This window comes from Pseudomonas sp. Tun-23181 (assembly GCF_057415455.1).
In genome coordinates, this window is the sequence record NZ_CM171630.1 from 1,115,524 (window position 1) to 1,135,727 (window position 20,204).

Annotated in this window: 16 protein-coding genes and 1 pseudogene; 8 read left to right on the forward strand and 9 right to left on the reverse strand. The window is 61.6% G+C overall.

All coding sequences use genetic code 11. The annotated features are described in order from the left end of the window. Positions 1-9 precede the first annotated feature (9 nt). The 6 genes and pseudogenes from ACDI39_RS05600 to ACDI39_RS05625 all read right to left on the reverse strand — a co-directional run. Positions 10-330 (reverse strand): DUF2149 domain-containing protein, encoded by a 321-nt coding sequence (locus ACDI39_RS05600; RefSeq protein ID WP_368815550.1) that lies wholly within the window; start codon positions 328-330, stop codon positions 10-12. Further along, complete coding sequence (locus tag ACDI39_RS05605) at positions 330-806, reverse strand: MotA/TolQ/ExbB proton channel family protein (protein ID WP_410045593.1); 477 nt, start codon at positions 804-806, stop codon at positions 330-332. The genes ACDI39_RS05600 and ACDI39_RS05605 overlap by 1 nt, the downstream gene beginning before the upstream one ends. Then, positions 803-4,663, reverse strand: a complete 3,861-nt coding sequence (cobN, locus tag ACDI39_RS05610) for a cobaltochelatase subunit CobN (protein ID WP_486537969.1) — start codon at positions 4,661-4,663, stop codon at positions 803-805. Before cobN ends, ACDI39_RS05605 begins: the two co-directional genes overlap by 4 nt. Continuing rightward, entirely contained in the window at positions 4,663-6,603 is a 1,941-nt protein-coding gene (locus tag ACDI39_RS05615) for a TonB-dependent receptor domain-containing protein (RefSeq protein ID WP_225789114.1), read from the reverse strand. The genes cobN and ACDI39_RS05615 overlap by 1 nt, the downstream gene beginning before the upstream one ends. Before the next feature lie 443 nt (positions 6,604-7,046). Next, positions 7,047-7,532, reverse strand: a complete 486-nt coding sequence (locus ACDI39_RS05620) for an HIT family protein (protein WP_253080218.1) — start codon at positions 7,530-7,532, stop codon at positions 7,047-7,049. Between the two features lie 280 nt (positions 7,533-7,812). Continuing rightward, a pseudogene (locus ACDI39_RS05625) lies at positions 7,813-7,914 on the reverse strand (XRE family transcriptional regulator); the annotation flags it as partial. A 487-nt stretch (positions 7,915-8,401) separates the two neighbouring features. Here ACDI39_RS05625 and hxsD point away from each other — a divergent pair. From hxsD to ACDI39_RS05655, 6 genes are all read left to right on the forward strand, one after another. Beyond that, complete coding sequence (gene hxsD / locus ACDI39_RS05630; protein WP_486537971.1) at positions 8,402-8,701, forward strand: His-Xaa-Ser system protein HxsD; 300 nt, start codon at positions 8,402-8,404, stop codon at positions 8,699-8,701. Then, positions 8,698-10,185, forward strand: coding sequence for a His-Xaa-Ser system radical SAM maturase HxsB (hxsB, locus tag ACDI39_RS05635; RefSeq protein WP_486537974.1), 1,488 nt, complete (start codon positions 8,698-8,700; stop codon positions 10,183-10,185). Before hxsD ends, hxsB begins: the two co-directional genes overlap by 4 nt. Before the next feature lie 5 nt (positions 10,186-10,190). Beyond that, entirely contained in the window at positions 10,191-11,420 is a 1,230-nt protein-coding gene (gene hxsC / locus ACDI39_RS05640) for a His-Xaa-Ser system radical SAM maturase HxsC (RefSeq protein ID WP_486537976.1), read from the forward strand. After that, positions 11,417-12,043 carry a His-Xaa-Ser repeat protein HxsA gene (gene hxsA, locus ACDI39_RS05645; RefSeq protein ID WP_486537978.1) on the forward strand — a complete coding sequence of 209 codons (627 nt, stop codon included), beginning with the start codon at positions 11,417-11,419 and terminating at the stop codon, positions 12,041-12,043. The genes hxsC and hxsA overlap by 4 nt, the downstream gene beginning before the upstream one ends. Before the next feature lie 204 nt (positions 12,044-12,247). Further along, entirely contained in the window at positions 12,248-13,624 is a 1,377-nt protein-coding gene (locus tag ACDI39_RS05650; protein ID WP_486537980.1) for a pyridoxal-phosphate dependent enzyme, read from the forward strand. After that, positions 13,621-14,799, forward strand: coding sequence for a cystathionine gamma-synthase (locus ACDI39_RS05655; protein ID WP_225789015.1), 1,179 nt, complete (start codon positions 13,621-13,623; stop codon positions 14,797-14,799). The genes ACDI39_RS05650 and ACDI39_RS05655 overlap by 4 nt, the downstream gene beginning before the upstream one ends. A 67-nt stretch (positions 14,800-14,866) precedes the next feature. Here ACDI39_RS05655 and ACDI39_RS05660 read toward each other — a convergent pair whose 3' ends face one another. Further along, the gene (locus ACDI39_RS05660) at positions 14,867-15,796 is read right to left on the reverse strand and encodes a malate dehydrogenase (protein ID WP_486537983.1); all 930 of its coding nucleotides are present in this window, start codon (positions 15,794-15,796) and stop codon (positions 14,867-14,869) included. 140 nt (positions 15,797-15,936) lie between these two features. After that, positions 15,937-16,842, reverse strand: a complete 906-nt coding sequence (locus tag ACDI39_RS05665; RefSeq protein ID WP_253104482.1) for a LysR family transcriptional regulator — start codon at positions 16,840-16,842, stop codon at positions 15,937-15,939. A gap of 278 nt (positions 16,843-17,120) precedes the next feature. Here ACDI39_RS05665 and ACDI39_RS05670 point away from each other — a divergent pair, with 278 nt between their 5' ends. Both ACDI39_RS05670 and gfa read left to right on the forward strand, forming a co-directional pair. Further along, positions 17,121-18,236, forward strand: coding sequence for an S-(hydroxymethyl)glutathione dehydrogenase/class III alcohol dehydrogenase (locus ACDI39_RS05670; protein WP_486538957.1), 1,116 nt, complete (start codon positions 17,121-17,123; stop codon positions 18,234-18,236). Positions 18,237-18,296: 60 nt separating this feature from the next. After that, on the forward strand, positions 18,297-18,875 hold the full coding sequence (gfa, locus tag ACDI39_RS05675) for an S-(hydroxymethyl)glutathione synthase (protein WP_225789011.1): 579 nt from the start codon (positions 18,297-18,299) through the stop codon (positions 18,873-18,875). A gap of 450 nt (positions 18,876-19,325) precedes the next feature. Here gfa and ACDI39_RS05680 read toward each other — a convergent pair whose 3' ends face one another. Next, positions 19,326-20,087, reverse strand: coding sequence for a class I SAM-dependent methyltransferase (locus ACDI39_RS05680; protein WP_486537986.1), 762 nt, complete (start codon positions 20,085-20,087; stop codon positions 19,326-19,328). Between the last annotated feature and the right edge of the window lie 117 nt (positions 20,088-20,204).

Here is a 20,204-nt window from a genome sequence, read left to right on the forward strand (position 1 = left end):
ATACCTTTGTCACTCAGTGTCGGCAGCCTCTGGCACATAGATCATCTTTCCATCGGCCAGGCGATAGGTAACACCCGCCTTGGTCCCCTGCCCTTCCCCAATTTCGCCGCTGGACTCGTAGCGCTTCAGCTCCTGCCCGTCCTTCACCAACATGCGCATGTCAGCCTCACCGGGATTCTCGATGACCACTACCTTGTCTTTACTGAAGGGATTCAATGGGTTCTGCACGATGACTACCATCAAGATGCCGATCACCACCAGGAACAGGTCGATCAGATTCACCATTGAAATGATCGGGTCATCGGCCTCGTCATGGTCCAGAAAGCGCATTAGCCCTTCTCCTGTGCTCGTTCGAGGCTACGTAGTTCCTGCAGCAGCCATCGTCGGCGCACGGTAAGGATGAAGAACGTGATACTGGCGCTGACCAGGGCCACGATCACAGACGAAAACGCCACGACCATGTTCTCTCCGATACCTTGGGAATCACTGCGCGTCAGCGCGAGAAGAGCGGGCCCCATCGGGATCATGGTGGCCACCAGGCCGAGCATCGGTGCGCTGCGCGAAGTGATACGCAGCCACTCCAACTGCTTCATGATCCACAGTTCCAGGTCGTCGCTCGTGCCGCCATGCTTCCAGTGCCAACTGGCCAGCCTCGAGTTGTAACGGCCTGCGTGGCGTTGCCAAGCCTCCAGGGCAAAAGCGCCCAACGCGAAGAATGCATAAGCCAGCGAGGCAAGGATCAGCAGCATCACCGGCACGAGAAACAGCCGAGTGAGTTCGTAGATGCTGGTTTCAAGACCATTCATAGTGCGTTTTCCGTAAGCCGAGAATTTGTCATGCGTTGCCGGGTAGCACCGGCAACGAAAAAACCGAGCAGGCACACCAGGCCTGACCACAGCAGCCACTGCGGTTGCTCTTCGCCGTCTGGCTTCACCTCTTCGAGGACTTGCCCAGTGACGTCCTGCACCGCCACGCCGGCTGGCTCTGCTGACGAAGGACTGCCTTCACTTTGCAAACCGAAGCCAGCCGCCATCTGCTCGAGGAACGTGCGTGTTGCTTCCTGGCCAACCGGCCCAGCCTGTGTCGCTTCGAGCTGCAGCCGGCGCTCGACGAGGTCGCGTCGGGTCTGCTCGCTGGCGTCCCAGTACCCCTTGCGGATCGCCTCGACCATTCGTTCGATGAGTTGGGCCTGAGCAGTGGGGTTGTGCTGTTCGAACCAGGCATTCAAACCAAGCCTGCGCGTGTCCATGACGTAGGTGTCATGTATCGCCTGCCACTGATCGGCACGAACCATGTTCGGGTCGGTGGCTTGCCATCCCCAGAGGTTGTTCACCAGGTCGAGCATCTCCAGCGTGCCGGCGTAGCCCTCCTTCTGCATCTCGCCAATCCAGTGAGGGTTCAGGTAACGACCGCGCAACTCCGTGGACAGGAACTGGGCGGCCCCCGTGGTTCGGGGAGTGGCCTTGCGCAGATCGGAGATATAGAGCGATGGGCTGCGGCCATCGAGGTGCTTCACGGCTGCCGAGAGGCCACCTAGAAACTCGAATGGGTGGTCCGTGGACAACAGGCCATTGAGCTCGGAGGAGCGCGACATGACGGCCGCCTGGACACCTTTCAATTGCTCGGCGAAAAGGTTGCCTGCCTTCAGCTTCACGCCCCATTCCTGGCTCCCGTATCCATACTGCAGGCGCTGCAGAAATTGCTTGGCAAGCTCGGCGTCGTTTTCCCACTTCGTCGAATCCAGTGCCAATTGCGACATACCCGTCCCATAATCACCGGGCTCGTTGCCAAATACTCGAAGATGGGACAAACGCCGGGCCTGGTCGGCCGGCATCCCCTGTTCCTGCTGAAGCCGTGCCGCCAGCGCTCGGCTGTTCTCTGCGATGGCATTGCCTGGCTCATCCCGTTCGGCCAAGCGCTCGGCAGCATCGGCGAGCAAGCGCATGAACCCGTCGAACTGATCGCGATAGACACTGGTGACCTGCAAGACGGCATCGATCCTGGGGCGCCCCAACTCGCCAAGCGCAATGACCTCCAGGGCGACAACGCGACCACCGGCATCCCAGACCGGCCGCAGCCCCATGGCGTGCAGCACCTGACTCTCGACGATCCCGAGGTGCCTCATCGCCTCCGAGGACCAGAGGCTGAACGCCAGCTTCCGTGGCGTTTGCCCTCGATGATCGAGCCGGTACTGCTCGATCAGTTGCGCCAGTGCCTCCCCGCCAGCCTCATAGGCCGCCTTTGTCGGCAACTTGTCTGCTTCGAACGCATAGAGATTGCGACCGCTAGGCACATCTGGATTGCGGATCGGGTCCCCTCCGGAACCGGGCGCGACAAAGCGCCCCTCGAGCCCTGCCAGAAGAGCCGCCATCTCATGGGTATCGCTCAGATGACGATCCAGTTCACGCCCCCTGGCCAGCAGCGCTCTCAGCTCAGGCGAACGGACCTCGTCGATCGAGCGCCCCTCCCGGAGGTAGACTTTCAGTGTGCTATAGGGGAGCGTTTTTTGGAGGTCCTGGTAATCCGTAGCGAAGACCTCACTGGGATCCAGGCCCAACACCCGATAGTAAGGCTCGCCCAACTGCTGCATCACTGTGCTCAAGCGATGTTCCGGGGACGCCGGCTCGCCGAACGTGTGAAGCCCAAGTGGGCTGGCGCCCCGCGCGAGCTCGTGCAGATGATCATGCAGCGCCGCGAGAAAGGCCGGGAAATCCTTGCGCATCGACGCCTCATCCCAGCCGAAGTCGGACTGCATGCCCATCTTCAATACTGCCGCCCGGATCTGTTCTGCGCTTCTTTCACGCACCGCGCCCTCGTCCAGTTGCTCGTACTCGTGGATCAGATGATGCAAGTCACGCAACTCATCGTAGAGGCCTGCCGGAGCGAAGGCTGGGGTCTGGTGACTGATCGTCACAGCGCGGCCACGACGGCGTGCCTGGATGGCTTCGCCGATGTTGTCCTGGATGTAGGGATAGAAGACTGGCATGTCTCCTACCGCCAGGAATGGGTAATCAGCGACAGACAACCCGCGATCTTTTCCAGGTAGCCACTCCTGGGTGCCGTGGGTGCCGAAGTGAATCAACGCATCCGCCTGGAAGCGCTCGCGAACATACTGGTAGACCGCAAGATAGAGATGATCCGGCGGAACTTTACTGTCGTGGTATGACTCGCCCGGCCTTCCAGCCCTGGGAGGTTGAGGAAGCAGCAGCAGCTTGCCCAGATGCATCGCGGGAATGATGAACTGGCGCTCACCGTTCACCTCCCGAAGCGCCCAATGCTTGGCAGGGTCGCCCCAGCGTGCAATCAATGCATCGCGCGTGGCCTGCGGGAGGCTATTGAACCATGCCTGGTAATCTTTCAGCGGGAAGCGGTCAGCCAGGCCTTCTCGCAGGAGCTGGTCCAGCGTCTCCGGGCGATAGTAGCCTGCCAGCAGTCGCTGCCCCGAATCGATCAACACCTTCTCCGAAGTGGCTGGAACCTCGTAGCCGGCATGCTCGAGCGATGCACTCAGCGCAGCCAGGCTGGCTGGAACGTTGAGATGGGAAGCCGCGAGATTACGCTCACCTTCCGGATGGTTCCAGAACATCAGCGCGAGACGCTTTTCCTTCGCCGGAAGCTGGCGAAGGCGGACCAGCCGGTCCAGTTTTCGCAGCAGGGCTTCGGCCTGATCCACCATGAGCACCGGATCACCGTCGTCCAGCGCCGTGAGCACCAGTGGGTCGCTCATGCCCCAGGCTTCCGGGACACTGAGGAAGGCAGCCGCTGTACGCGCTTGCATCCCGCTCGGGCTGGCCAGCCACTGCTCCTCGGTGCCCCCTCGGTGACCAAACGTCTGCAGCACGGGCATGTCGAGCACCAGGAACTCCGCCTTGCGCGCAGGGCCGTTCTGCATGTGTTGCAGATTCACCAGCGCCTGTATCTTGGCCCCAGCAAAGATCTCGGTCAGAGCGTTCGGGTTATTGTCATCGAACCAGAAGACTACCGGTAACTGGCCATGGCGTTCGCTACGCCGGATCAGGTCATCGATGGCCTGCAATTGCCCGTCAGCGATCACCCCTCGGTGTATGGCAAAGGCGATTCGAGGCGCTCGCGCCTCCCAACGATCGTGCCCCCACGCAAGGTACTCGGCCAAACGGGCGAAGGGAGATGGTGCATCGGGATGGTAGAAACCCGTCTTGGGTAGCTCCGCAGGCCTTGCCAAGTCGTCGAAAGGCAGCCCCGCCTTCCTGCGCTGTACGAGCGTGAAGAGCTGCTTGAGGTTGGCTTCGCCGCCATGGCTGTAGTAGCCGATCAAGCGCATGGCGACAGGTGCAGGCAGATTACCGTACGCCGGCGGCCCTCCTCCGACGCGGATCCAAGGCACCGGTTGCCGCGCCAAGACGTCACCCAGCCGCTGCTGAACAACAGCCAGGTCGGAAGGACGCGGCGTATCGAGGATCAACAGGTCCGCTGGCGCCAGCCAGTCGGCATCAGGCGCCTGCAGGGCACGGCTTTGCAGGCTGGCAAAGCGAACGCCGGTTTGCTGTGCCCACGTTGCAAGTCTTGCATGCTTACCGGCGAGGACGAAGTCGCTGCTGAGCATCCGCACCTGCGCCGACGACTCAGTGGCCCCTGAGGCAAGGCTACAGCTCAAGCAGCAGAGCAGGAGTATCAAGCTACGCATCAGAAGCTGGCCACCAAACCAATGTGGTAAGTACGGCCCGGCTCGGCGTATGTGAAGCGCTCGCTTTGGTCGGCCAAGCGTTCGTCGCCGATGTTTTCGATGCCACCGCGCAGCGTCAGGTTGCGGCTCAGCTTCTGGCTCAGCTCCAGGTGCCACAAAGTGTAGGCTGGCAAGGAGTACGCCACGTCGCTGCTATAGGTCAGTTGGCTTCCCACGTATTCAGTACGCAACTGGGCCTCGAAAGCAGACGTCGGGCTCCACTTCAACACACTGTTAGCGAGGTGCCGCGAGCGATCGCCCAGGCGCTGTCCAGCAGTCCGATTTCGAGCATCCAGGTAGGTGTAGTTGAGCGCCCAGTGCAGGTCTGCCATGAGATCGACACCCCCTCCCAGCTCGATGCCACGAATACGCGCCTTCTCGACATTCTCGTAGTTGCGCAGCTCACGACCACGCATGCCGCAGTTCTCGACACAGACCGTCTGAATCAGATCCTTCACATCGTTCTCGAACAGCATGCCCTTCAACGACCAGCCGTCAGCCTGATAATCAGCGCCGAACTCATAGGCGGTATTGGTTTCCGGGTGAAGATCGGGGTTGCCAACGATCGTGAAGCGACCACCGCCACCGACGGCGGAGTACTCGGGGGACAACTGTTTCAGGCTGGGTGCCTTGAACCCCTTGCCGATACCGGCACGCAACGTCAACTTATCGCTGAAGTGGTGAATCAGATAGGCGCGCGGGCTATTTTCCCAGCCGTACTCCTCGTGAATGTCGAAGCGGTTGCCCAGTGTCAGCGACCAATCGGGATTGAAGGTGATTTCGTCCTGGACGAACAGCGCTCTGTGAATCGCCTGGTCCTCACCGCTGTGGCTCACAGAGCTGTCTTCCAGCTCCTCCTTTCGCCACTCGCCACCGATGGTCACACGCTGCATGTCGAACAGAGGCACGCTCAGGTTTCCATCCACCACGCTGTCAGTCAGACGTTGCGGGCGGGTAGGAGCCACAGCATCGCTACGGGAGTTCTTCCGGTCCAATCGGTTTCGGTAGGCTCGAACCTGGGTGTGCCCCCATTGCCAATCGCCAGCATGTGCCAACGACCACTGTTCGCGCTCGATGACATCGGTGGATTCGTAGTCGCTCGACCGTGAACCACCGGTTTCGGTGTTTCGCCAGCGGCGCTCGCGCCCCCTCTCATGACCCAGGTCGATGCGCTGCGCCTCATCGGGCGTCCAGGTCAGGGTTGCACCGCCACTGTTGGCATTGCGCCCTTCCAACTCCGACAGCTTGAGATTATCGAAGTCGGGGGTTTCCTGTTGACGCTGGGTCTCACCGTTCAGCGTCAGCCCGAGCACGCCGGGAATCAGAGGGCCTCCAGCGTATGCAGCCAGTTGATGAGTTTGCCCACCAAGGCCATCTTCACGGATACCGCCGTCCAATATCCCGCTGCCCATCCAGATATCGGTGGCCTTGCGTGTAATGACATTCACCACACCGCCGAGCGCCTCGGACCCATAGAGCGATGACATCGGGCCTCGGACGACCTCGATACGCTCGATGGCCTCCACCGGCACCCAGCCCAGGTCGAAATCGGAGTGGGCGATGGCACCGGAAGAAGTGCTGATGCGCTTGCCATCGATGAGCATCAGCGAGTGCTCGCTAGACATGCCTCGGATACTGATCCCCCGGCGACTCATGCCAACGCCATTGAACTGCAGGCTTTCGCTGCCACGCAGGGCATCCTCCAGATTCCGCACGGGCCGCTTGCTCAGCTCCTCGGAGGTGATGACGGACACGCTGGCAGGGGCGTCCTTCAGCGTTCGCTCGGTATTGGTGGCACTCACTACCGTCGACCCCAGCTCGAGCACCTCGGCCAGGCCGGTTAGCGGGAAAAGCCCGAATGCAAGCAACGATAGAGGACGGCGCAGCGCTAAGCTGCGCATCTTCGATACGGCCATGGTGATCCTTCCAGTAATCAGCCTGCGCACCGGGATGGCGCACCTGATGTGAGGTGAAATGTGATGCGTCTGGTGCTTGCCGACAGGCGCGAGTGGGCTAACGGGTAGCTGCTGTATGCTCGACAATGCACTTTAAAAAGATGTTATAACATAACTATTAAGGAACGAAATAGGCTCTAGCACTAGACGCGGTCGTACATCGCCATGCTTTGTATCGTTCTCGACTGCGCAACACAGTGATACCTGGCGTGGCTTCGAGCACGTCGGTGAGGCTGTATTCCTGGATGAGAAGAGTGGTTCCGCTGCCACTGACCACACACGTGTAGATCTCCTGGGCAAAGCGTACCGACAGCAATCTGGCCAATGAAACAGCGGGAGCACCCGCTCGGTTAAGCGCGACACGTATCTCTTACCGCTCAACCAACCCTCTACACACCGAGTTCACCACGCAGAACAGCAATGACGCGATCAACTGATGGGCCTGGTATCGACGGAGGATCAGGACGTTCACAGAATTCTCGCCAGACAAAGAGCGTCAGTTCTGCGCCATCGGTCTGCGGCACGGTACTGTCGAGTGAGCCAAAGGCCTGCAGCACTCTGTATCTGTCATCGCTCCAGAACATCGCTTCTACCCAGGGGTAAATCGGGATGAAATGGAAATGAATGGAGTGCCCCGCTTCATGACCGAAACGGCCAATGTAGAGCCGTTTTGGTTGCAGATGCGCTTCGATGGATGCCTGTATGCTCGCTTGCAATATACCCAATTCCGCCAGTGCTTCGGTCGGTAGCGCCGCCAATGAGTTTGTCATCTCCTTGGCACTGAGCATCAGGTAGCCAGGCAACGCACTATCGATGCGCTGGTTGATCACCCAATACGGGGACTCATGAATGATGAAGCGAGCCGGTATATCCATACGATGGCCTTGAGTGATATGCGGTGGAGGGTATCACTTGAAACCAGATAGTGAGGTTGCCCCCTGATGCAACACCGCGACAGGACTGCTCCATGAAGAGGTAATCGTTCGGTTAGATCCCTGAATAGCTCCGGCAGGTCAAACACCTGCTTGCCCCCTCATTATTCGCGTAGCCGAGTTACGTTCTGGTCAATGCGATCTTGAACCGTGCGCAGGATATCTCGAGTAACAACACGTAGGTATAGGCTCACCCCAGCCCTCGTAGAAGACGTTCACCTGCTTAAGCATTGCCGGGTTTCCTCCGTGTACGGAGACGATTGGCGCTGTTTTCGTAACGCCGAATGTCCTCGATGCTGTCCAGCCGTGGCAGAAACAGGCCTTCGGGCCAATGCCGGTCAGTTAAGACTTTCAGTTGTCATTTGGGGCCGCTTCGCGCCCCATCGCCGGCAAGCCGGCTCCCACACTGTCCGTGCAAACCGCATCATGTGTGGTCGCCGCGGTCCCTGGGGGAGCCGGCTTGCCGGCGATGGGCTGCAAGGTAGCCCCAAAATGACAAAGCCCGCTTAACTGACTGACATTGGCCTTCGGGCGTGTTTCTAGCTCGATTTTTCCACTTGACATCCAAAACTATAGAATTAACTCCACTGTTCATAATAAGCAGTGTAATTCCCTGATTTTGTGTCTTATCGCCTCATTTCTGACAATAGCCACAGCTTACTGGATTTATCCATCACCACGCCAAGAGGCCTGGCCGACTAGACCGGACCTTGTGATCAAGACCGAAAAAATGTAACCACATGTAATGGCAAAATGCCTCAAAAGCCGGCAAAATCCCCTACAACCCTCAAGGCTTTCAAGGACAGATTCCAATGGCATGGCCAGTCACGCTGAGCCTCAGCAATACCGCCTACCCTCTTAGCGTGGTGCAACGAACCGCTTATAGCCTGGCTGACACGGTAGCGATCCAGATCGATGCGGAGCCCGACCATCTCAACCTCGTGATCTTTCCAACCCAAGCTAGCCTGGCCCTGCCCGAACACCAGGCATGTGCACTCGTTCTCCAGCACCTGAACGACTTCGCGCTGCGCGACCACATCAACCGTGAAACCGCAGGGCTGCGCGAAGCGCTGGTACGTGCGGCGCTCACCGGCTGCGAGATCGTCCCATGACGTTGATTGCCACCGATGCCAGCCGCTATCGCCTGCTGCCTTTGCGCTTCATGCGTATGGACTCGGGAAGTGACCGTGACATCCTGCTCACCTCGGATACCGGTGAATACCTGCACGTTACCGATGCGCAACTGCAAGCCCTCAGCCATCACGACGTGCAACCAGACACACCGCTCTACAAAGACCTACTCGCTCGTCATTTCATCTACGAGCCTGGCCGCCACGACCCGTTCCCAGAAATGGCAGCGCAGTTTCGCAGCCGCAAGGATTTTCTGTTCCAAGGCCCGGCGCTGCATCTGTTCGTGGTAACGCTGCGCTGCAACCACACGTGCCAGTACTGCCAAGTTTCACGCGCTCCGCTCGGCGGCTCGGGACATGACCTGTCGCAGGAGGATGCACGGGCGGCAGTCGATCGCCTGTTCGAGTCGAACGCCCCTGCCCTTACGGTGGAGTTCCAAGGCGGTGAGCCGCTACTGGCATTCGAACGGGTGCGCCAGATTGTCGAGTGGGTGGTCGAACGCAATATCATCGAGCAGCGAGATATCCAATTCGTCATCACCACGACGCTCCACCACCTGACAGACGAGATACTCGACTTCGCCAAGCAGCATCGCATCCAGTTCTCGACATCCCTCGATGGACCGGCCTCGTTACACAATGCCAACCGCCCCACCCCGTCCCGTGACGCCTACGAGAGAACCGTCAGAGGGATTCAATGGGTACGTGAAGCCCTGGGGCACGATGCCGTCTCTGCACTGACTACATTGACCTCCAGAAGCCTGGAACAGCCCCTAGCGATCGTCGATGAGTATGTGAACCAGGGATTCTCCAGCATCTCGCTCAGGCCGTTGAGCCCTTATGGCTTTGCGTCGAAAAGTGCGCACCGCCTCGACTACCCCATGGAGCGTTACCTCGAGTTCTACAAAGTGGCGCTGGCTTACCTGCTGCAAATCAACCAGCAGGGCGTCTACCTGGCCGAGAGCTATGCGAGCTTGCTGCTCAAGAACATCCTCACGCCCTTCTCCTGCGGCTACGTCGACTTGCGCTCCCCCACCGGCGCAGGCACTGCAGCCCTGGTGTACAACTACGACGGTTATGTGTACCCCTCGGACGAAGCGCGAATGCTTCTGGAGATGGGTGAAGACGGGCTGCGTCTGGGCACGGTCCGGCAACCGTTGCCCGAGCTGTTGGCGTCCCCCGTCATGAAGGCGTTGCTGGCCAGTGGCGTGGCAGAGGCTCTGCCGGGCTGTTCGGACTGCGCCTTTGTACCGTACTGCGGCGCAGACCCGGTAGAGCACTATGCGCGTCAGGGCGACCCGATAGGCCACCGCGCGTTCAGCAGCTTCTGCAAGAAGAACATGGGGCTGCTCAAACATCTGTTCGGCCTGCTGCGCGACGGCGACGACAATGTTCAGCGGGTCCTGCTGTCCTGGCTCAACAGGCGTTCCTTCAGCGACCTCCGCTTCCCTGGCTACCGGGGCTGAAGACGATGTTGCGCAAAGAGACCCATTTCGAAATCCGCAACCTGACCGAGCCAAGGTTGCTCAAGGTCATCACCGTTGCCGAGTTCATTGAACAAGGCCTTGCCGTCTGCGCAGGAGAAGCGGCCTTCAGCGACCTGCTACTTTGGTTGCCAAACGCGGCGCTGCAACATGACCCACACCTGCTGTCGCTGCCCATAGGTGGCTTCCTGACACCAGACGCATTGGCAACTGGCGCTCAAGGCGCCCACCTACACCTGCATTCACCAAAAGATCCCGATGTCGTCCAGCCGGGGGATGTCGTTGCCCTGACGCCCAACAGCTCGCTGGTACGTGTACTGTACCGCCGCGGCTCCGACAGCAACCTGCTGTTCATGACAGACCGTTGCAACAGCCTTTGCCTGATGTGCTCCCAGCCTCCGAAAGACATCGATGACCGGTGGCATATCGAGGAAAACCTTCGCCTGATCGACCTCATGGATGCAGGCGAGGAAAACCTGGGCATCAGTGGCGGTGAACCGACGCTCTATCGCGACGGCCTGCTCGAGATCCTCGCCAAGTGCAAAACCGTTCTGCCCCACAAATCCATCCATGTGCTAAGCAACGGCAGGCTATTCAAGGACCCGACCTGGATCGAAGCACTGGCGGCCCTGGAGCACCCGCAACTGAGCTGGGGTATCCCGCTGTATGCTGACAACGCGACGGATCATGACCATGTGGTCCAGGCGCCCGGGGCGTTCAGCGAAACCCTTCAAGGGCTCTACAACCTCGCTCGCGCCAAGCAAGCCATCGAGATCCGCGTGGTACTCAGCCGCCTGACCACGTCACGGTTGCCGGAGCTGGCGCACTTCGTGTTCAGGAACCTGCCGTTCGTTCGGCACGTTGCACTGATGGGTATCGAAAGCACGGGCCTTGCCAGGAAACACCACCAAACGCTGTGGATCGACCCGCTGGATTATCAGGAACCGCTGAGCCAGGCCACCTATTTCCTGTTCAACCGTGGGATGCCTGTTTCGATCTACAACCTGCCGCTGTGCCTGATCCCTGCACATCTATCGCGCTTCGCCCGGCAAAGCATTTCCGACTGGAAGAACCTGTTCATCGATGCCTGCCAGCGATGTGCCGCCATCGAACAGTGCTCAGGCTTCTTCAAGTCCCATACCGACCGTTGGCAGAGCCGCGGTATCCAACCACTATCGACCGAGGCCTTTGGTGCCTATGCAAGGAGCGCGCATTGAAACTGCTTGACCGCTGGAAAGTCCTGATTGGCGGCATCACCCTGTTGCCGGTGGCTGGTACCTCCTTGGCGCAGCCCATCCAACTGCCGCTCGCTGATGCCAGCTGGCAGCCCAACGACAGGGTGCAGCCCCCTGTCTTTGCCGATACGCTCAACGCTCCCGACGCGGTGAACATCTATGCCGCGCATCGCTCGCACAGCTCACACCGCTCGCATAGTTCGCACAGTTCCCATTACAGCGGTTCGGGTGGCTATAGCGCGCCGCGTTACTACAGCCCGCCAGCCAGCAGCACACGTCGTTACACGGCGCCGAGTACTTCGGGCTATGGGGCTGGAGGCTCTTCCGGCTCGTCGAGCGGTAACGCCTTGTACCAACCATCGGGATCGACCGTAGGGACAGGAGGAACGTCCCGGACGCGCCCCACCAACGCGCAGAAAAGCAACCTTGTAGTCCGGGTCCAGACGGCACTGACAGTGCGCAGGTATTACCAAGGCGCCATTGATGGTGTGATGGGCAAAGCGACCCGAGGAGCGCTGATGGCGTTTCAGATGGACAGCGCGCTGACGGTGAATGGTCGAATGGATACGGCAACGCTGAATGCGCTGGGGATCCGGATTCCCTGATTTCCCTGCGCACTAGCCGGGGCACGCCACTCACTGTACTGCAGTGTCTGTAAGAACGGGCAACGCTACCGGCCAGCTGCCAACGGTTGCGGGCGGTGCCATCCAGGCCTATGTTCCAAGCGAGGCTTCACCTGCGGCCGGCACGCAACGACGCGCCGCAGGCTACCGTCCATCCAATGCGAATGCCCGCAGCGAGGTGACGACATGCCGAACGACTCCCGCCCCGCCGTGCTCGAACTGATCGGCAATACACCGCTGGTGCGCGTCAGCCGCTTCGATACCGGCCCGTGCACACTGTTCCTCAAGCTCGAATCGCAAAACCCCGGTGGTTCGAGCAAGGATCGCATCGGCCTGGCGATGATCGACACCGCCGAGCGCGACGGCCGCCTGCGGCCTGGCGGCACCATCGTCGAGGCCACCGCCGGCAACACCGGGCTCGGCCTGGCCCTGGTCGGCCGCGCCAAGGGCTACCGGGTGGTGTTGGTGGTACCGGACAAGATGTCCACCGAGAAGGTCCTGCACCTCAAGGCGATGGGCGCCGAGGTGCACATCACGCGCTCCGACGTCGGCAAGGGCCATCCCGAGTATTACCAGGATGTCGCTGCGCGGCTGGCGCAGGAGATTCCCGACGCCTACTTCGCCGACCAGTTCAACAACCCGGCCAACCCATTGGCCCATGAGTGCAGCACCGCGCCGGAGATCTGGGCGCAAACCCAACACGACCTGGATGCCATCGTCGTCGGCGTCGGCTCGGCCGGTACGCTTACCGGGCTGACCCGCTTCTTTCGCCGGGTGCAACCGAACCTGGCCATGGTGCTGGCGGACCCGCTCGGCTCGGTGGTCGCCGAATACAGCCGTAGCGGCACCCTCGGTACCGCCGGCTCCTGGGCGGTGGAAGGCATCGGCGAGGACTTCATTCCGTCTATTGCCGACCTTTCCAGTGTGCGCCAGGCCTACTCCATCAGCGACGAAGAAAGCTTCGATCATGCCCGCCAACTGCTGCGCGCCGAAGGCATTCTCGGCGGCTCTTCGACCGGCACCTTGCTGGCAGCGGCGCTGCGCTACTGCCGCGAGCAAACCGAGCCCAAGCGTGTGGTCAGCTTCGTCTGCGACACCGGCACCCGCTACCTGTCGAAGGTCTACAACGACCAGTGGATGACCGACCAGGGCTTGCTGGCGCGCAAGCGATACGGCGACCTGCGCGACCTGATCGCGCGGCGCTTCGAGGATGGCCGGGTGATCAGCGTGAGCCCGGACGACACGTTGCTCACCGCCTTCCAGCGCATGCGCCTGGCCGATGTGTCGCAACTGCCGGTGCTGGAGAATGGGCAGCGCCTAGTCGGCGTGATCGACGAGTCCGATATTCTGCTGGGCGTGCACCACGACGCCTCGCACTTCCACATGAGCGTGGCCAGCGCGATGACCGACAAGCTCGAAACCTTGCCTCCCGGCGCCAGCCTGGCCGAACTGCAGGCCGAGCTCGACCGTGGTCTGGTGGCGATCATCGAAGACGCCTCGGGCTTCCATGGCATGATCACCCGCGTCGACATGCTCAATCACCTGCGCAGGTCGCTACCATGAGCCAGCACGATGAAACCGGCGCACCACGCGCCTTCGCCACCCGCGTGATCCATGCCGGACAGGCTCCGGACCCTTCCACCGGGGCACTGATGCCGCCGATCTACGCCAACTCCACCTATGCGCAGCAGAGCCCTGGCGTGCACAAGGGCCTCGACTACGGGCGCTCGCACAACCCTACGCGCTGGGCGCTGGAGCGTTGCGTGGCGGACCTTGAGGGCGGTACCCAGGCCTTCGCCTTCGCCTCCGGGCTGGCGGCGATCTCCACCGTGCTCGAACTGCTCGAGGCGGGCGCGCACATCGTCTCCGGCAACGACTTGTACGGCGGTACATACCGGCTGTTCGAACGGGTGCGCCGGCGCAGCGCCGGGCATCGCTTCAGCTTCGTCGACCTGGCCGACCTGGCGGCATTCGAAGCGGCGCTGCAAGAAGACACACGGATGGTCTGGGTCGAGACGCCGAGCAACCCGTTGCTACACCTCACCGACCTTGCCGCCATCGCCCGCACCTGTCGCGAGCGCGGCATCCTCTGCGTGGCCGACAACACCTTTGCCAGCCCGTGGGTACAGCGTCCGCTGGAGCTGGGCTTCGATATCGTGCTGCACTCGACGACCAAGTACCTGAACGGCCACTCCGACGTGATCGGTGGCATCGCGGTGGTCGGGCAGAATGCCGAACTGGGCGAGCGAATGGGCTTCCTGCAGAACGCGGTGGGGGCCATCGCCGGGCCGTTCGATGCATTTCTTACCCTGCGTGGCGTGAAGACCCTGGCACTGCGCATGGAGCGCCACTGCTGCAATGCGCTGGAGCTGGCGCAATGGCTTGAACGTCAGCCGCAGGTTGCACGGGTCTATTACCCGGGCTTGCCGTCGCACCCGCAGCACGAACTGGCACGGCGGCAGATGCGCGGTTTCGGCGGGATGATTTCCCTTGACCTGAACAGCGACCTGGCCGGCGCCAGGCGCTTCCTCGAAGGCGTGCAGATCTTCGCCTTGGCCGAGAGCCTGGGTGGGGTGGAAAGCCTGATCGAACACCCGGCGATCATGACCCACGCCAGCATCCCTGCACCAACCCGCGCGCAACTTGGCATTGGGGATGCACTGGTGCGTTTGTCGGTGGGGGTCGAGGATGTCGAGGACCTGCGCGCCGACCTGGCCCAGGCGCTGGCGCGGATTTAGACATAGTGTGCGCTGAGCTTAGGCGCCCCCTTAACTCGAGGGCGCCCAAAGAACGCTCATGCCCCGCTCACAAAGCCTTCATTTCAGCAATATCACGCACCACATGGTCTGCAGAGCGGTCGAACATCGCCTGCTCCTGCGCATCCAGAGGCAACTCGATCACCCGCGCAATCCCCGCCTCTGCCAGCACGCAGGGGACCCCCATGGCAATATCCGTTCGCCCGTACTCGCCCTCGAGGATCGCGACCGCCGGCAAAATGCGGTTTCGCCCATTGGCGATGGCATCCACCATCTGCGCAATCGCCACGCCCGGCGCATCGCAGGCGCTCCCCAGCTTCTTCAAGCCCAGGATCTCGCCGCCACCCTGGCGTGTGCGCTCCACGATCCGCTCGATCTGCTCGCTGGACAGGAAATGGGACAGCGGCACCGAGCCGACCGTGCAGTACCGCATCAGCGGCACCATGCTATCGCCATGCCCTCCCAGCACCAGCGCCGAGATATCCCGAGCAGAAAACCCTGTCTCCTCGGCAATGAAACACTTCATGCGCGCGGTATCCAGCACCCCCGCCTGCCCGAACACCCGGTCACGTCCCAGCGCACTGAGGGACCATGCCCGATAGGTCAGCACATCGACTGGGTTCGACACCACCAACACCGTCGCCGCCGGGGCATGACGATTAATGTCGCGCATGATCCCATCGAGAATGGGCAGATTGATACTCAACACATCCTGGCGCGACTGACCTGGCTTGCGGGGCACACCCGCCGTGATCACCACCAGGTCGGAATCCTGCAGCAATTGGGCATTGGCCCCGCCGTGAACCCGGGTATCGGAACCTGACTCGACTGCCGCCTGCCAGACGTCCAGCGCCTTGCCCTGGGCCAACTCGCCCTGCACATCGATCAACACCAACTCACGACAGAACTCTTCCCGGGCGATGATCTGAGCCGCCGCCTCGCCCACCATACCGGCACCCACAATGGATAGTTTGTTCATCTCTCACCTCCCGCGGCGCGCGCCACTAGCAGCCCGCCCGCCTGTACAGAGAAGTATTGCCCGCGAAAGCCAAAAGGCCACCCGAAGGTGGCCTGTAGTGGGTTTACCTGCTTTTTGCCCTGCCCGGGCCAGATACGCCCTCACCCCAGCCGCGGCAGCGCGCCAACGGCCTCATGAAGCGCGTCGAAGACCACCCTGACCCGCGCAGGCACAGGGCCGCGCTGGGGACGGTAGACATACAGCCCCCAGGCCGTCGGCTCTTCGTGCGGCAAGACCTGCACGAGCTTGCCACTGGCGATATGGGGGGCGACCATGTAGTCGGCCAGTTGGGCAAAGCCCACCCCGGCCAGCACCGCCCCCATCTCCATGTCGGCGTCATCGGCGACGAACGCCTGTGACGTGGGCGCCCACTGTCGGCCGGCCTTGAAATACCAGGGCCATGGCCGGCCGGTGTTGACGTCCAGGGACGCCGTGACCGGCAGGCCAGCCAGGTCCTCCACCCGCTGCGGCGCCCCCAGGCGCGCGATCAGGCTCGGCGCCGCGACAATGGGAAGCCGCATATGGCTCGCCTGGCGCGCCACGAAACGGCTGTCGTGCAGGAACCCCACCCTGATGCCGACATCGATCTGCTCATCGACCACGGCGCTCAGGCGGTCGGACAACCGCACGTCCAGGGTGATGCCCAGGTGCTGCGCGGCAACGCGCTCCAGCGCCGGCAGCACCGCACGGTTGCCCAGGCTGTGCGGCGCGCTGACCCGCACCGTGCCGGCCACGCAAACCTCCTGCCCCACGCCTGGCGGGCGCCACAGCTCATCGAACTGGTCGAGCGCCGGCCGCACGCGCTCCAGCAGCCCCTCGCCGAAGACCGTGATCCGTACCTGGCGCGTGTTGCGGTGAAACAGCAACTCGCCAAAGTGCCGCTCCAGGCGTTGTATGGCGCGCGTGACACCCTGGGGAGAAGACCCCAGGCGCACGGCCGCCTCACGGAAGCTGCCATGCTCGGCGGCGGTACGGAAGATGCGCAGAAGTTCCAGTTCGTTGTTCATGAGCGATTACCTGGCCCTTTGGAGAACAGAGATCGAAAGGGCAAGCCCGCGCGCTCGGGTTCTCTGCTGCTCCATTAAAGCCTGTCATGGGGTTTGGGGGACCATGATAATTCCTGATTTTGGAATAATAAAATCCAGACAATTCCATATACAGGATTTAACCCTCCCCTGCACACTGGCCATACGCCGGATGTCTGGTATCCCAGCCGACAAACGCCTCCGGCATGAAAATACATCGACGATCGATCGTAGCTGCGTAAGGCAACCCATCGAGGCCCATCATGAAATCACGTGCCGCTGTTGCCTTCGAGCCAGGCAAACCGCTTGAAATCGTGGAGATCGACGTAGCCCCGCCCCGCAAAGGTGAGGTATTGGTGAGGATCTCCCATACCGGCGTCTGCCATACCGACGCGTTCACCCTCTCCGGCGACGACCCGGAGGGTGTGTTCCCCGCCGTGCTCGGTCACGAGGGCGCTGGCGTGGTGGTGGAAGTGGGCGAAGGCGTCACCAGCCTCGAGCCCGGCGACCATGTCATACCGCTCTACACCGCCGAATGCGGCGAATGCCTGTTCTGCAAGTCCGGCAAGACCAACCTGTGCGTAGCCGTGCGCGCCACCCAGGGCAAGGGCCTGATGCCGGACGGCACGACACGCTTCTCCTACAAGGGGCAACCGATCTTCCACTACATGGGCTGCTCGACCTTCAGCGAGTACACCGTGGTGGCCGAGGTCTCGCTGGCCAAGATCAATCCCAATGCCAACCATGAGCATGTCTGCCTGCTGGGCTGCGGTGTCACCACCGGCATCGGCGCCGTGCACAACACCGCCAAGGTGCAACCGGGGGACTCGGTCGCCGTGTTCGGTCTCGGCGGCATCGGCCTGGCCGTGATCCAGGGAGCGCGCCAGGCCAAGGCCGGGCGCATCATCGCCATCGACACCAACCCGGCCAAGTTCGAGCTGGCGCGCGCCTTCGGCGCCACCGACTGCATCAACCCCAACGACCATGACAAACCGATCCAGCAGGTGCTCGTGGACATGAGCGGCTGGGGCATCGACCACACCTTCGAGTGCATCGGCAACGTCAACGTCATGCGGGCCGCCCTGGAGTCGGCCCACCGTGGCTGGGGCCAGTCGATCGTCATCGGTGTCGCTGGTGCCGGGAAGGAGATCTCCACCCGACCGTTCCAACTGGTCACCGGCCGCAGTTGGAGAGGCTCCGCCTTCGGTGGGGTCAAAGGGCGCAGCCAGTTGCCCGGCATGGTCGAGGAAGCCATGCGCGGCGAGATCGAGCTGGCGCCCTTCGTCACCCACACGATGGGGCTGGAAGACATCAACACAGCCTTCGACCTGATGCACGAAGGCAAGTCGATCCGCACGGTCATCCATTTCGCTTGACCACCCTGGGCGTGGTCCGTGGCCACGCCTATCACGCCAGAACCAGGAGGGACCAGTACCATGAACGCCATACACCTACACCCCTCGATCGACCAGGGTATCCGACCAGAGCAGCCCGGTTTCGCCGGTGGCACCCTCCAGTGCCTGTGCCCGACCGACAAGGTGCAAGTCGCCGTCAACGCACAAACATTGCACAACCATGCCTGTGGCTGCACCAAGTGCTGGAAGCCCGCAGGCGCGATCTTCTCGGTGGTGGCCGTGGTCCCACGCGACAAGGTCAGCGTGCAGGCCCATGGCGAGAAGCTCCAGGTGGTGGACCCGAACGCGGTGATCCAGCGCCACGCCTGCCGCGATTGCGGCGCACACCTGTTCGGCCGCATCGAGAACACCGGCCACCCGTTCTACGGCCTCGACTTCGTGCATACCGAGCTGTCCCCGCAGACCGGCTGGTCTGCACCGGGTTTTGCCGCGTTCGTGTCCTCGGTGATCGAAAGCGGCACGCCACCGGCGCAGATGGAGGCGATCCGCGGGCGCCTGCGCGAGCTGGGCCTTGAGCCCTACGACTGTCTGTCGCCCGCGCTCATGGACGCCCTGGCCATTCATGCCGCCAAGCAAAAAGGCACCTACCGCGAAGCCTGACCCCCCTGGCGTCGAGGCCGGCAGCCGGCCGCTTCGACGCCTGGCAAGGCGCTCATTCTCTATTGGCTGACGCCCAGGGGAAGGCACTGAACGCTGACATTGGCTACCGTACCTCTTTTGCCAGCCGCCGAGACGCCCATGACACGCATCCCCGCCCCGACCGCCTGCGCCCACCTCGAGACCGAAGAAGGCTGCGTGGTAGTGAGCGAAAGTCAGCGGCATTGCTCCAGCTCTAAAAGCCGGCGCGCCCGCTGTGGGAGCGGGCTTGAACCGCGAACACCGGCACAGCCGGAGCCATCCAGCGCAGCGCCTGCTTCGCGATGGTCCGGCACTCCGGCAAGCCACTCCCACAGTGTCGCGCTGTTTTTTAACCAGCCTGAGCGCCGTCGAAGTTTTCACACAGTCTCGGTCGAAAGTGGGCAATGGTGAATGCGGTGTTAGGCCAACGACTCATCCACCAGGGCGGCTCGCCTCGAAGCTGATGATCCGATCGCCCTTGCGGGGTTGGCGTCCATGCTGGTAATCGCCCGACACCACGACATCCACGAAACCCGCTTCGCGCAACGCGAATGCCAACTCATCGACACCCCACCAACGCAAATGAAATAGATCAAGCTCTGCCGACAGCAACGTGCTATCTCGCCAGTGTTGGTAGTGCAGATGCGAAAGGGTCGTTTGTTTGACGTAATCGATCTCGGCCCGATGGCAGGTCATCGTGAGTAGATCGCCACCTCCCACTGCCCAACTGCGCACGGGGCTCGCCTGTGCAACGATGCTTTCGATGGGATCAATGTCCAGGATCAGCCTTCCACCGGGCAGCAGATGATCCCGAAAGCGCATGAGCACGGCCATTGCCGAGGCGGTCTGCGTAATCAACTGAAACGATCCCGCCGGCATGATGATGGCCGCGAAGCGTCGGTCGTAGCTGAATTGCTCGAATGTCTGGCATGTCAGCGTAGGGAGAAGACCCCGACTCAGGCATTCCTGCCGACAGTAGTCGAGCATGTCTTGTGATGCGTCGAAACCTTCGATGGCCAGGCCCATCTCGAGCATCGGGATGAGGATCCGGCCATTGCCGACCGCAGGTTCCAGGATGGGACCATCACACCCAGCCAGACGCTGCCGATAGTATTCCAGATCACCGAAGGAGTGACCGATGGGTTTATCCAGGTGATAAATCCAGGAAGCGAGTTTTCCATACCTGTTTTGCACTTTTTCCTCCATGTCAAGTTGAGAAGGCTACCTTATGTGGCTTGGACATGAATACAAACTTGGCCGTACAAGCTGCTGGAGCTCCGTCACCACGCCTTGTAGTCGCTGGGCCAGGGG

Coding starts and splice junctions, on each gene's coding strand:
- ACDI39_RS05600 (WP_368815550.1), bottom strand. CDS start 330: ATGCGCTTTCTGGACCATGACGAGGCCGATGACCCGATCATTTCAATG.
- ACDI39_RS05605 (WP_410045593.1), bottom strand. CDS start 806: ATGAATGGTCTTGAAACCAGCATCTACGAACTCACTCGGCTGTTTCTC.
- cobN (WP_486537969.1), bottom strand. CDS start 4,663: ATGCGTAGCTTGATACTCCTGCTCTGCTGCTTGAGCTGTAGCCTTGCC.
- ACDI39_RS05615 (WP_225789114.1), bottom strand. CDS start 6,603: ATGCGCAGCTTAGCGCTGCGCCGTCCTCTATCGTTGCTTGCATTCGGG.
- ACDI39_RS05620 (WP_253080218.1), bottom strand. CDS start 7,532: ATGGATATACCGGCTCGCTTCATCATTCATGAGTCCCCGTATTGGGTG.
- hxsD (WP_486537971.1), top strand. CDS start 8,402: ATGGCATGGCCAGTCACGCTGAGCCTCAGCAATACCGCCTACCCTCTT.
- hxsB (WP_486537974.1), top strand. CDS start 8,698: ATGACGTTGATTGCCACCGATGCCAGCCGCTATCGCCTGCTGCCTTTG.
- hxsC (WP_486537976.1), top strand. CDS start 10,191: ATGTTGCGCAAAGAGACCCATTTCGAAATCCGCAACCTGACCGAGCCA.
- ACDI39_RS05650 (WP_486537980.1), top strand. CDS start 12,248: ATGCCGAACGACTCCCGCCCCGCCGTGCTCGAACTGATCGGCAATACA.
- ACDI39_RS05655 (WP_225789015.1), top strand. CDS start 13,621: ATGAGCCAGCACGATGAAACCGGCGCACCACGCGCCTTCGCCACCCGC.
- ACDI39_RS05660 (WP_486537983.1), bottom strand. CDS start 15,796: ATGAACAAACTATCCATTGTGGGTGCCGGTATGGTGGGCGAGGCGGCG.
- ACDI39_RS05665 (WP_253104482.1), bottom strand. CDS start 16,842: ATGAACAACGAACTGGAACTTCTGCGCATCTTCCGTACCGCCGCCGAG.
- gfa (WP_225789011.1), top strand. CDS start 18,297: ATGAACGCCATACACCTACACCCCTCGATCGACCAGGGTATCCGACCA.